Below are 13,408 nucleotides of genomic sequence, written 5' to 3'. Positions count from 1 at the left end.
ATACATTTAACACACCGTAGCGACTAAAAAACGAATACGTTGCACTCGTTGAGTCCGAGCGATTAGTGCTGATCCGTAACCTAATCGATTCGTAACACCTAATTGAGTACTCAGCAAAGTAGCATTGTTTTCTACCTGACTGTCTGGCAAACAAATAAATGTAATCAAACAATCCACTCGTCTTTCACTAATCCAAGCCAATAGATCTCGTAATTGATAATGAAAAATACCACCAGGAACTAATTCACTGATGCGCTGCCTAGTCATCGGCCCTAATTCAAGCTCAAATACGGCTTGTTGGTCCCAAACTCTCTTTCCTAAAGCCGCTTCGCTACCTAGACGATGATTTTTTTTACCGAGACGAGAATGATCAGTCGATTGCACACTAAGCCAACGACCAATCAAACTATTCATCTTCACCACAGGCAACGCCAAGACAATTTCAAACAGTTTTCTAACGGTTGACAGTGTCATGCGACAGTTCGCCAAATGACCGGATAACGCTAATAAAGTATCGTCATGCTGACCGTGTAAACTTCGCTGCGTTGAATAGTAATGACCACTTAACGCCAATAAAAACTCCCCTATAGTACTTTCACTCGCTTTACTATTAGTGAGGGTATAATTAGTTTGAGCGTGAATAACATAACGCAATGCGTGAATACGATTATTAAAAATATTTATAAAGGCGGCCATTGCCCCCTCCCCGTAATATTTATCTTCACGCATCATATCGGAAAATGGCTCAGCCAACGGTCCGTCTAGTCCAGTCAAGTTATAATAAGAACACTCAATTGTGTGTTTCTTACTTTTCAACCAGTTTGTAGAGCCTGCTTTGTTATTTTTTTCTTTTTGTCTCACTGTCTCTTTTAATAAAGCTGTCTCCATCATGTCTTCAGAAAATAACACTTTTCGTATTTCTCCTGGAGGAAGACTACGTTGCAAGGAACCCACAAACGTAATTTTTGCTGTCAGGGATTCTAGTACATCGTCTTCACCCACCTTCATACCAAGTAGCAAATGCGCTAGCTGATGAAATGACCAACCAGCATCAGGTTGGGTATAAAGCTGAGCTACAGAATAACCTTTTCGCCAATGCGTGGTTGCCATTGATGCCACACTCCTTCGCGTTGATCACTAATCAATTGCAGCTGTACGAAATGATTCAGTGTTGTATATAAACCGAAAAAATAGCTCAGTACGCTACCCAACAATAACGGGTTAGCATCGGAAAAATAATCTTCATTTATTTCCAATGAGATTTGATTGCCCCGACAATGTCCACGCCACATATCACCGCCAATTCGCCTTGTCACCATTTGTGATGACATACTGACTAACCCTTCCAATTGTCGATTATGGGATGGAGACAAGGGATCACAATACAAACGTAGAATTTGTTTTAACAACGCCAAACGCTCATTGCCCGAACCAAGGGCGTCCAAGTTAAGCGACAACTGTGATAATAATTTTATATTGTTTTTACCTACTAAACTGGCACCTTTAAACTTAGTAGGTATGCCTAAAATAGAGGCGTTCAACATAGGACCTGAGCCAACTAACTGTAAGTTCTGTCCCTCACGAAGCGCCTCAGGCAAACGTCTATTATTACAAAGTCCTTGAACAATAAGAGTCTGATCGACGGGTTGACTGGGAGAAAAATCTGGATCGTAGATGGATAAAAAAGTGTCACATCCACGCTCTCCTGGTGTTAATAATCCAGATAGCCGCGTAACATAGTATTGATTAACATTACCTTTTCCATTGGGGCCTAACCATGAACTCAGCACTTGACTTCGCCCATTAAAAGAAATGCTTTTCACTTCCGTTATACTGTGTACTTCTCCTTGTAAATAATGCCTTTCATCTGCTAAAAGGCGATACTCATGTTGATTATGCTGAAGTTGAATAGGTTTGAATGTTTTTTCATATAGGTTTATTGCAGGAAAGCAATTTAACCTAAAGCAGCGTTTGTGTAGATAAATTGCATTTGCAGATTGTTCTAGTAAAAAAAGTATTTCAAAACTGTTCTGTGCATGACGAAGTACACCACTATGATGCAATTCGGCTATATCTAAAAAATAAAATTTTTCCACAAAAGAAAAATATTCTTGTAATAATCTATAAGCTCGTTGACTACCAGCATCATCAGGTAAGACATTTTGATCATCATCAAAGCCTTGCCATTTCAATACTTTCGATAAAGGGAAAGTGTCACTGTCCAATCGAGTCACTTTATCACCGACTCGTACAGCAACGCCTATTAAATCATCATTTAATAGTTTAAAAATTTTCGCTCTTTGCTCAATATCAGCAATATAAAAACGTAAATGTTCAATGGGATAATCTTGTATTGACTCTGTACCTATATTAGAAACAGTTAATGAAATTACCGATTGAAGATCGCGTCCAGGTGAGATATTTAGCTCGTCTAATCCAGAAAATAAATTCTTTGGCAATATCTCTGTTTTAATAACATCCAATGGCCATAATTGTGTGTGATAGCAATTTTCAAACCGGCATTCCACTTTTTCTTTTTGACCACTATTTCCTATACGTGACGCCGTGCCAATGAATTGTCGACCTTTATAAAAATAATAACCATTGATAAAATTAGCACCATCGGCCTCTACGTTCGCTTGTAATACCACCATGCACGGTAAAGAGCGCACCAAATTGGGGTAAAGGCTATGTAGTAATTGATTTGGTATCTGGTCTCGCTGTTGCTCTAAATCAGCCCGCAATCGACCCGTCATAAATGCAAAAGACTGAAGCAATTGTTCTACATGCGGATCGTCAGAACGACCAGCACTCAATTTCAATTCTGCGGCAACATCTGGGTAAGTATGGCTGAAGGACTCTACCGATTGGCGTAGATAACGCATTTCTTGTTGAAAAAAGGGGTAATTTTGAGACATAAACTTTTTATCCTGTATCTAAAATACGTCCAGCACTCATCAGAAATGCACCGCTAAAAAACACGGAGCCCCCTTCGTTATTGTTTACTTTTCACCCGAAAATAAAACCTTGTTCAAAATGCTCATTTTCTAGCTCTATTTTTAACTGGCAACGGGATCGCTGGTTGCTAATACCTATGTTCAATACCCAAATTTTTTTGATGCGCGGTTCAAATACTTTCAATACTTGAACAATGTCCTTTTGAAACTGAGTAATTTGTCCCTGATTATCCAAAGACTGATCCACTACCGCAGTCAATCCGTTACGATATATACCTTCCATGGTAGATATCGAACGATGGCTATAGCCATCAACACCCGCATCTAAAAATCCGCCAAAATTTAAAATATATTCTACGTTTTTTATAACAGACTCTTGGGTGCTGATTGCTTGTCCAGCATGAGTAATTTTTTCAAAAAAAGCTTTTGCCATTTTTGACATTACCCTAGCTTGATAGCGCTGCAATAGGACGGTTTTTAGCCACACTCCAAGCCGCTGCCGAGAAACCGCCTTGATTACCAACATTGGCGCCTTGCACCTGATGATGCCAACCTATTTCCGTAAAGTTCAGCTTAAACTGCTCGGTAGGCATGTCATTGGGATGAGATTGAAAGTCAATTTCGCTAATCAATGCGAGACGCAATTCAAAGCGCATAATAATATTAAACTGATCTCCAGAGTTTCGTAGTACCCAGATAATCGTCGGTGTACCACCAACCACATCAAGCGTTTTTGCTCTCAGGCAAAAGTCATACATCTTAGGAGAGGTCTGATCCACATATTTCACACAAGTAAAATCTGTAATCATAGGACGCCCCGATGTTCGAGCATTATTACTCACATCCGTTGTAATCTGTTGTTTAATGCCTTGATTGATAGACACCAGCTCAACGCAATTAGTCCAATCAAATTGTGCACCACCTGCATTCGCTTTTAATTCGCTCCATGCCGGTCCATCGCCCTCGCCAGCAGCACCATCTATGAGCGAGCCAACCCCCGTTGCATCGGTATTGGTTCCATTAAAATTGGGAACGCCAAATTGCAATAGTATTAAATCCATGATCCCTATCTCTCTTCATTGGTTGATGTATTCATTTCTAGCATTAAGGTAACTCCGCCACTAATCGAATAGACGTCGTTAACTCCTCCAATTGAAAATGCGGGCGCAAAAATACAATTGAACGATAGCTTCCAGGTTTACCAGGCACATCTGTCACTTCAATCCGAGACTCCCTTAGCGGATAACTCGCTTTCATTTCTTGCGGAGCACTATCGTCAACTAATACATAATTACTAATCCAGTTATTAAGATAATCAGAGACGCCTTCTTTAGTGGTAAAACTACCCACTTTGTCGCGCATAATGACCTTAATGTAATGGGCAAAACGAGAGGCATTCAACACATAAGGCAACATAGTAGAAATTCGCGCATTCGCATTCGCCGCCTCGGTATTGTATTTTTGAGGTTGCCCAGTTGTCTGCCCTCCAAAAAATGCGGCTTTATCACTGCCTTTACAGTGCAAAATCGCCATAAAGCCTAAATCGTTCAGCTCTTTTTCACGGCGATCAGTAATCGACACTTGAGTAGGACAAGTTAGCTTGATATCACCTGCTGGTGTTTTGAATGTATGTGCCGGCAACCCCTCGACTAATCCACCGCCCTCTACACCACGAATAGCCGCTAACCAACCAAATTTTGAGTAAGCATTGGTAATTCGCTGAGCGAGTACAAAAGCTGGGTTACCCCACAAGTATTTATGTGCATCCGAACCATCCACGTCCTCAATAAAATCAAAGCCTTCCGCAACCACTGTATCAGGGCCATAGGGTAACCGTAATAATACTTTAGGCAGGGTTAAGGACACATAACGTGCGTCTTCACTACTACGGAAGCTACGCCATTTTATTAACTCAGCACTCTCAAAAATCTTACTTAAGTCTCTTGGTTGAGAAAGCGTAAAAAAATCTTCCATATCAAAGAGTTTTGCATAAGCAGAAGAAATAAAAGGAGCATGAGCGGATGAGGCAACACCAGAAATTTTTTCCAATAACTCTATATCTTCTGGATGACGACCAAATTCGTAATCGCCCACGAGGAAAGAGAAAGGATCACCACCATAAGTACCAAATTCTTCTTCGTAGATTTTTTTAAATAAAGCACTTTGATCAAATTCCACCGCTTTCTGCAAATCCTTAAGCAAATCACGCTTAGAAATATTCAAGAGACGAATCTTTAAAGAGGTGCCAGTCTCGGTATTCTTAACTAGGAAATGCAGACCACGCCAAGTCGCCTCCAATGCTTGAAACTCAGGAGAATGCATCACCAAATTAATCTGATTGGTCAATTGATTGTCAATTTGAGCGATTTTATCTCCCATCAAATCACTGGCGAATCGGCCGTTCAATTCAGCAACACCCTCCAATATCGAGACCGAAAATTCACCAATAAGCTCTAAAGCATAAGGAATTTGGCTTTCATCTAACGCCATGCGGCCTTGCTTCAACATTCGATTGACTAAGTCTGTTGGCACCACCGTAGACCATTTTTCAGCTGCACCAAAGAGGTCCTTAAGTTCTTTTTGCAGCGTCTCATCAGCCAATACTTCCGCAAGAATGCCGTCTAAAGGATCATTGCCATCCAGTTTCGCCATCATATCTCGTATTCGATTTCTTGATTCATAGCGCTTATTAGTAACATCTATTTGCTTCACCAAATTGATAGGCTCAAAGGCATCTATGCTATTGAATAGCAACTCAAGATTAAGCGGCCCAGCACTTGTGTCAAAGACGTTATCAACTTTATAAACCAAGCGAACAGCATTACCGGTCATCACATCATTAAAGTTGTCGCGGTCTATTTCGACAAATACTCGCTCTTTCACCGGAGGTAACGAAACCGCTGGCATGCCAGATAAATCAGCTAACACGCCAACAATCAAAGGCAATTCCCTTCGAACAATTGCATCACCTATTTCGACATCATATGTGATGTGTACTCTTGGTGATCTCACCCTGGATAATTTTTTCTGATTACTTTCCAAAATTTAATCTCCAACTTTCAAGTGAATAAATTGAATTACTGTCAGTTATTTATCGTTTAACCTGAAATAGGTTTGGTTATTTCGAGTCACCGAACTTACCTCACCCTGTAATTCTAAAATTTTTAAAGCATTATCTACCGCAGCCATAGAATCCATTATTTTTTGTTGCTTTACCCACCAATCGGTAATACCTAAAACAGTATCCTCACTATTTGGATGTTCCTTCAAATAATTCTTAATCAATCGAGCTACATCTGTTTGATAGTAGTAACTTATGCTCATCAGATTCGTCTCATTACATTTGTGATTTATCTTTAAAGCATAATAAGTGCCAACTCAAAATGAATTTCAAACCTTTGATTTTAAAGAAAAATTTATAATCAAATGTGGTGAAAAATAATTTAAACACCCATCAGGGTTATAAATACCCCATATTAAGTGGGTATAAAAAAACACCACCTTTCTTTAGAAACAAAAAGGCCGTGTTAAAAAACACGGCCTCTTAAAAAAACATAGTATCAGTAGAGGTGTATCTCATTACTTTTTATATGATATTTTTTGACTAGCTTTCCAAAGGCTCTTCTTTCTTTCCCACATAAACTCGCCGCCTTTGTGACATTGCCATTAGTCAGAACAAGTAATCTAGATACAAATTTCGCTTCAAATCTCTCAATTGCTAAACGTTTTGCACTTGAGAAAATTAAATCTGAATCCTGAATATCACTATTAAGATCAGATTCATTTATAATATTATTTTCGTAGGAGCCATTATACTTAGGTTTATCATGTATATATCGAGGTAAAGCAGAAGGGGGAAAATCAAAATTAGCCTCTGGCGTTTCAGAAGTATCTAATAGTTCTCCATTAGCAAGCAAATAATAACGATGCACACTGTTTTCCAATTCTCTAATGTTACCAGGCCAATAATGAGAGTAAAACCAACTCATTAGTCTATCACTGGCCCCTTTCTTATTTAATCCATATTGTGAATTAAGTTTTTCAATAAAATGTTCCACTAGTAAAGCAATATCTTCTTTGCGATCTCTCAACGCAGGCACCTTTATAGACAAGATAAATAGCCTAAAATACAGGTCTTGTCGAAAGTCATGATGTTCAATTTTAAGTTCAAGATCACAGTTAGCGGCCGCGATAAACCTAACATTGGTCTTTAATACCTCATTTGAACCAATCGGCCTAAACTCTGACTCTTGCAACACTCTCAGCAATGCCGCTTGTGACTTTAAAGATAGACTATCTATTTCATCCAGAAAAATCGTACCGCCATTTACTGACGAAAGAAGCCCTTCTTTGTCATTTTTCGCATCGGTAAATGCTCCTTTCTTATAGCCAAATAACTCACTGGCAAACAGCTCATCAGAAAATGTAGAACAATTGATGGCAATAAAGGGTTTATTTGCCAAACCACCTCCATAATGCAACCCTCTAGCAACAAGTTCCTTACCAGTACCGGTTTCACCAGTAATCAAAACGGTTGCCGGGTACTGAGCCATTGTTTTAATAGAGTTCCTCATCTGTACTATAACTTGAGATTTCCCTATGATATTACTATCAATAATATTCATATATCCCTCTTATTCCTTTATAAATACAACACGTTAAGTATTTTTTAGTATCACTCCTCGGAAAAGACACAAATGGAGTAAAATAAAATCTTGGCAATTCATTAAAAAAGAACAGTGATTTTATGTAGCAAAAAAAAGGCCAATCGCTTTCACCCCTAATAGCGCCATTCTACAATACTTAATCTAGCTCAAATTGGTCAAAACGATACTGTTTCGGGTGTTTTTTTACCCGACTGGGTCAATATAACGAAAAACTATCTAATAAAACGTTAACTCTAGATACAGTATCGCTGATTTCCTCTAACAATGATTATAAAATTAGTGTTTCTAACCTAGTACTTTTTGTTTTTTTAAAAATTGCCTTGCAATACTTGACATTGCACTTGATTAAGCAAGTGTCTGGCACTCAAATAAAATCGGACAACAAACTCATTGGGCATATCTCACTCATTGATCATCTCGAATAGACCACGTCACTCGGTAAGAGAAAATACAACGAAAAGCAAAGGCTGAATATTGATAAAATATATCTAGGATCCAGTCAATCTAACGCTATCTGACTCACAGATTACATCTTGATGAGCCATAAAAAGACGATTTCATAGTTTTTTCAAATTAAGAGAAGGCTTTACGAGAGGTAATTCAGAGTAAACAAGTACATAGGAGTAATGCTGGTGATATTGGCAAAAAAGAACCTCATTACCAAACAAATGGTAATGAGGTTTTTTATACTTACTTGAAGATAATGACTACGAGTAAAGCGGAATTAACTTTACCCGTAACTCATTCTCTTACTACAGATTAAGCCGCCTCATTAAAGAGACAAACGACGTACATCGCTTAGCAGTGAATTCAAGAAGGTCATGAACCGACCCGCATCACCACCATTAACGGCTCTGTGATCATAAGACAAGCACAATGGTAACATGGTACGAGGTTCAAACTCTTTACCATTCCAGCGTGGTTCAATATCCGCTTTAGAAACGCCAAGAATACCCACTTCAGGACAATTAACGATAGGCGTAAAGCCAGTACCACCGATTGCACCCAAACTAGAAATAGTAAAACAACCACCTTGCATGTCTGCAGGTTTAAGTTGCTTATCAAGCGCTTTCTTAATCAGTTCACTTGCCTCTTTAGCGATCTGCACAACCGATTTTTTATCTGCATCACGCAAGACAGGCACAACCAAACCAGCTGGTGAATCTACCGCAATACCAATGTGTACATAATGCTTCTGAACATATGTTTCGCCGTCAGCCATTAGCGACACATTGAAGCTAGGGTTCGCCACCATAGCCTGAGCTACCGCTTTAATAAGGAATGGAAGTGGTGTCAATTTAACACCTTGTTTTTCCATTTCCCCTTTCAAGCCCTTACGGAACTCTTCAAGATCAGAAATATCCGCTTTGTCGAACTGAGTCACTTGAGGCACAACGAGCGCGTTACGAACCATGTTCTGAGCCGTTAGACGCTGGATCTTGCTCATCTTAACAATTTCGACATCGCCGAACTTGCTAAAGTCTTGATCAGGCACAGTAGGAAGACCAGAACCTGTTGCAACCGCAGCAGGAGCCGATACAGCCTTCTGAACAGCCGCTTTCACATAAGCATGCAAATCTTCTTTTATAATGCGGCCACGAGGACCTGTAGGGCGAACAAGAGATAGATCAACACCAAGCTCACGAGCAAGCATACGGACAGCAGGACCCGCATGAACCTTTTTCGAAGGCTCAGATAATACAGCCGATTGATCCGCTGCAGGCGCCGCTTTTGCAGAGCTTACTTTAGATTCTTCAGCCGCTGCTGGCGTCGCTTTTTCAACGGCTTTTTCAGCAACTGGCGCAGCTGAAGCCGGTGCAGAACCACCTTCTACTTCAAGTTCAAGAACGAGATCACCTTCAGAGACCTTGTCACCGACCTTAATGGAAACGGACTTGACTGTTCCAGATTTCGGAGCTGGGATTTCCATAGACGCTTTGTCAGTTTCAAGAACGATAATGGAGTCGCCCTCTTTAACCTTATCGCCAGCCGCTACCGCAACTTCGATAACTTCAACGCCTTCAGCACCACCAATATCAGGCACTTTAACAGACTCAACGCCACCTGAAGCAGGCGCGGCTGAGGCTGGAGCTGACGCTTTTGGTGCTTCCGATTTTTCTTCAGACGCAACAGGAGCAGAGGATTCTGTTGTTATCACAAGGATGTCAGCACCCTCAGAAACAGTATCACCTACTTTGATCGCAATTTTGCCTATCTTACCCGTAAACGGAGAAGGGATATCCATAGAAGCCTTATCTGTTTCTAATACGATTAAAGAGTCACCCTCTTCGACAATATCGCCTTCAGATACGCAAACTTCAATCACTTCTACATCCGTTGCACCACCAATATCAGGCACGGACACTTTCTCTTCAGTAGAAGAAGATCCCGTTGTCGCCTTATCAGCAGATTTTACCGGCGCAGATGCTTCTGCTTTTGACTCAGGCGTAGTCGTTTCTGTACCTTCAACTTCTATAACAAGAAGTTCATCACCTTCAGAAACCTTATCGCCTTCTTTCACAGAAATGCTTTTTACTTTACCAGCCATAGAAGATGGAACATCCATGGAAGCCTTATCTGTTTCTAAAACAATAATAGATTGGTCGACTTCGATCATGTCACCAACCTTAATACTGATCTCGATAATCTCGACATCAGTCGCACCACCAATATCCGGTACTCGAATGATTTCAGTACTCACAGAAATCTCCTTTGTCTTATAGACGCATCAAACTTAAAAACTTATCTGGCTTAGGTAGAAAAAATACACTAAGCCAGATACCTAGCTTGTCAGGTAATTAGCAAGTGACAGGGTTTGGCTTCTCAGGATCTAAACCAAACTTAGCAATTGCTCCACTAACTACAGATGCATCAATCACACCGTCTTTCGCCAGTGCATTCAAGGCAGAAACCACTACCCAATAACGGTTCACTTCAAAGAAGTGACGCAATTGAGCACGAGTATCACTGCGGCCAAAACCATCTGTACCAAGCACATTGTATGTACCTTTTACGAATGGTCGAATTTGATCTGCGAACAATTTAATATGATCGGTAGAAGCAATAACAGGACCGTTGCCATTCAAGCATGATTCAACATGAGATACACGAGGTTCAGACTCTGGGTGAAGCATGTTCCAACGGCTTACATCTAGACCTTCACGGCGTAGTTCGTTGAAAGATGTCACGCTCCATACGTCGGAGTTAACACCGTAATCATTAAATAGGATCTCTGCAGCCGCTTCCACTTCACGAAGAATAACACCAGAACCAAGTAATTGAACTTGCTTCTTATTGGTTTTCTTAGCGTGAGATTTAAGCTTATACATACCCTTAATGATGCCGTCTTCAACACCTTCAGGCATATCTTCGTGCGTATAGTTCTCATTCATTACGGTTAAGTAATAGAAAACACTCTCTTTTTCTTTATACATACGACGCAAGCCATCTTGCATGATAACAGCGACTTCGTATGAATAAGTAGGGTCATAAGACACACAATTAGGAATTGTGCCCGCAAGAATATGTGAATGACCATCTTCGTGCTGCAAACCTTCACCGTTAAGCGTTGTACGACCGGCAGTTGCACCAATCAAGAAACCACGAGCCTGAGAGTCACCTGCCGCCCAAGCCAAGTCACCAATACGCTGGAAACCAAACATTGAGTAGTAAATGTACACAGGAATCATTGGAAGATTGCTGTTACTGTAAGAAGTCGCTAACGCCAACCAAGCAGAAAATGCGCCTGGTTCGTTAATACCTTCTTGTAGAATTTGACCGTCTGCAGATTCTTTGTAATACATGATCTGAGTATGGTCATGCGGCGTGTAGCGCTGACCTTCAGATGTGTAAATACCCAGCTGACGGAACATACCTTCCATACCAAAAGTACGCGCTTCATCCGCAACAATCGGTACAACGCGCTCACCGATATTTTTATCTTTAACCATGACGTTCAATGCACGCACAAACGCCATAGTAGTTGATATTTCACGACCGTTTGTTCCCGCGATCTGAGACTTAAAGGCTTCCAAAGAAGGGACTTCAAGTGCTTCACAATCACGACGACGCACTGGGAAATCACCATGCAATTCTTTGCGACGAGAGCGCAAGTATTGCATTTCTGGACTGTCTTCCGCTGGACGGTAGTAAGGTAAATCTTTTAGCTCTTCATCACTAATAGGAATGCCAAACTTATCACGGAACTGAGCCAATGACTCTTCATCCAATTTCTTCGTTTGGTGCGCTGTGTTTTGCGCTTCAGCCGCTTTAAACATGCCGTAACCTTTAACAGTTTGGGCAAGAATTACAGTCGGTTGACCTTTGTGAGATGTGGCTTCGGCGTAGGCAGCATAAACTTTATAAGGGTCGTGACCACCGCGGTTAAGATTCATGATTTCTTCATCTGTCATGTCTTTAACCATTTCAAGCAATTCTGGGTACTTACCGAAGAAATGCTCGCGGGTGTAAGCGCCGCCATTTGCTTTGTAGTTCTGAAGCTCACCATCGCATACTTCATTCATACGCTTGATCAGCAAACCTTTGTCATCTTTTTCGAATAATGGATCCCAGTGACGGCCCCATAAACATTTAATGACGTTCCAACCAGCGCCACGGAATACGCCTTCAAGCTCTTGAACAATTTTGCTATTACCACGAACAGGACCGTCGAGGCGCTGTAAGTTACAGTTAATAACAAAAATTAGATTATCCAATTTCTCGCGGCCAGCCAAAGCAATAGCACCTAAAGATTCTGGCTCATCGCACTCACCATCACCCAAGAATGCCCATACTTTCCGATCGCCTTGGTCGATTAAACCGCGGCTATGCTGATACTTCATAACGTGTGCTTGGTAAATAGCCTGAAGTGGCCCTAATCCCATAGACACTGTTGGGAATTGCCAATAATCTGGCATCAACCAAGGGTGAGGATAGGAAGAAATACCTTTGCCATCCACTTCACGACGGAAGTTATCAAGCTGCTCATCTGTCAAGCGCCCTTCAATATATGAACGTGCGTAGATACCAGGTGAAATATGGCCTTGGAAGAAAACCATATCCGCTTCTTGTTTCTCGCTTGTACCACGGAAAAAGTGGTTAAAGCCGATATCATAAAGCGTTGCTGCTGAAGAAAAGCTCGTAATGTGGCCACCAAGTGTTGAGTCAACACGGTTTGCCTTCATTACCATAGCCAATGCGTTCCAACGAATAATAGAACGAATACGACGTTCCATGAACACGTCACCGGGCAATGGCTTCTGATTTTCAGGAGCGATTGTGTTTCGGTAAGGCGTCGTAATAGACGACGGCATTGACGTACCCGCTTTTGAAGCTTCATTCGTCAAACGATTTAAAATGTATTGCGCGCGATCAGGACCTTCTTCGCGAAGGACAGACTCAAGCGCATCGACCCACTCTTTGGTTTCAATTGGATCGATGTCTTCGAGAATATGCTGCTCAGTCATCGTGTTAATAACTCCCGCTATTAGAACAGATACTTAACCTACCAAGGACATTATGTGTATGTAAGCCTTGGAGGCTACTTAAACGAACCATCAGAGCTTATATGTAAGCTCCAGCCGACCTAGGATAAAACGACACCCTATTAATTTGCGTTTAAAGCGTCGTTTTTATCCGTTCCAATGGCAATTATTATTGTTTTAAGATTATGTCCATTGCATCGACCACCAGTGTATCTAGTCGGTTCGCTTCCATTTTGGGTTTGGTTCATCAAACCCAACATTAAGTTTTCACATGCAAGATAGCCTTACTAGATGCACATAA

The 13,408-nt window shown here is 41.0% G+C and carries 9 protein-coding genes; all 9 read right to left on the bottom strand.

The genetic code is table 11. The features are described from left to right. Positions 1-6: 6 nt before the first annotated feature. The 9 genes from AC0L6V_RS04625 to aceE all read right to left on the bottom strand — a co-directional run bounded on the left by AC0L6V_RS04625 (position 7) and on the right by aceE (position 13,089). On the bottom strand, positions 7-1,110 hold the full coding sequence (locus tag AC0L6V_RS04625; RefSeq protein ID WP_265217666.1) for a type VI secretion system baseplate subunit TssG: 1,104 nt from the start codon (positions 1,108-1,110) through the stop codon (positions 7-9). After that, a complete protein-coding gene (gene tssF / locus AC0L6V_RS04620) occupies positions 1,074-2,918 on the bottom strand; it encodes a type VI secretion system baseplate subunit TssF (protein WP_265217665.1) in 1,845 nt (614 codons plus the stop codon). Before tssF ends, AC0L6V_RS04625 begins: the two co-directional genes overlap by 37 nt. Before the next feature lie 91 nt (positions 2,919-3,009). Then, complete coding sequence (locus AC0L6V_RS04615) at positions 3,010-3,399, bottom strand: hypothetical protein (protein ID WP_265217664.1); 390 nt, start codon at positions 3,397-3,399, stop codon at positions 3,010-3,012. A 4-nt stretch (positions 3,400-3,403) separates the two neighbouring features. Continuing rightward, complete coding sequence (locus AC0L6V_RS04610; protein WP_111607601.1) at positions 3,404-4,018, bottom strand: type VI secretion system tube protein Hcp; 615 nt, start codon at positions 4,016-4,018, stop codon at positions 3,404-3,406. Between the two features lie 43 nt (positions 4,019-4,061). After that, positions 4,062-5,999, bottom strand: a complete 1,938-nt coding sequence (gene tssC, locus AC0L6V_RS04605) for a type VI secretion system contractile sheath large subunit (protein ID WP_265217663.1) — start codon at positions 5,997-5,999, stop codon at positions 4,062-4,064. Between the two features lie 45 nt (positions 6,000-6,044). Continuing rightward, positions 6,045-6,281: a hypothetical protein gene (locus AC0L6V_RS04600; protein ID WP_265217662.1), complete on the bottom strand. Its 237-nt coding sequence runs from the start codon at positions 6,279-6,281 to the stop codon at positions 6,045-6,047. 236 nt (positions 6,282-6,517) lie between these two features. Further along, the gene (locus tag AC0L6V_RS04595) at positions 6,518-7,582 is read right to left on the bottom strand and encodes a sigma 54-interacting transcriptional regulator (protein WP_409419438.1); all 1,065 of its coding nucleotides are present in this window, start codon (positions 7,580-7,582) and stop codon (positions 6,518-6,520) included. 814 nt (positions 7,583-8,396) lie between these two features. Further along, a complete protein-coding gene (gene aceF, locus AC0L6V_RS04590) occupies positions 8,397-10,325 on the bottom strand; it encodes a dihydrolipoyllysine-residue acetyltransferase (protein ID WP_265217660.1) in 1,929 nt (642 codons plus the stop codon). A gap of 97 nt (positions 10,326-10,422) precedes the next feature. Continuing rightward, positions 10,423-13,089, bottom strand: coding sequence for a pyruvate dehydrogenase (acetyl-transferring), homodimeric type (gene aceE, locus AC0L6V_RS04585; RefSeq protein WP_265217659.1), 2,667 nt, complete (start codon positions 13,087-13,089; stop codon positions 10,423-10,425). Between the last annotated feature and the right edge of the window lie 319 nt (positions 13,090-13,408).

The organism is Marinomonas sp. G8-14 (assembly GCF_055808935.1).
This window is presented reverse-complemented; position numbering and strand designations above follow the sequence as displayed.

Bases quoted from the DNA above. Each gene is read 5' to 3' on its own strand.
- AC0L6V_RS04625 (WP_265217666.1), bottom strand. From the start codon at position 1,110: ATGGCAACCACGCATTGGCGAAAAGGTTATTCTGTAGCTCAGCTTTAT.
- tssF (WP_265217665.1), bottom strand. From the start codon at position 2,918: ATGTCTCAAAATTACCCCTTTTTTCAACAAGAAATGCGTTATCTACGC.
- AC0L6V_RS04615 (WP_265217664.1), bottom strand. From the start codon at position 3,399: ATGTCAAAAATGGCAAAAGCTTTTTTTGAAAAAATTACTCATGCTGGA.
- AC0L6V_RS04610 (WP_111607601.1), bottom strand. From the start codon at position 4,018: ATGGATTTAATACTATTGCAATTTGGCGTTCCCAATTTTAATGGAACC.
- AC0L6V_RS04600 (WP_265217662.1), bottom strand. From the start codon at position 6,281: ATGAGCATAAGTTACTACTATCAAACAGATGTAGCTCGATTGATTAAG.
- AC0L6V_RS04595 (WP_409419438.1), bottom strand. From the start codon at position 7,582: ATGAATATTATTGATAGTAATATCATAGGGAAATCTCAAGTTATAGTA.
- aceE (WP_265217659.1), bottom strand. From the start codon at position 13,089: ATGACTGAGCAGCATATTCTCGAAGACATCGATCCAATTGAAACCAAA.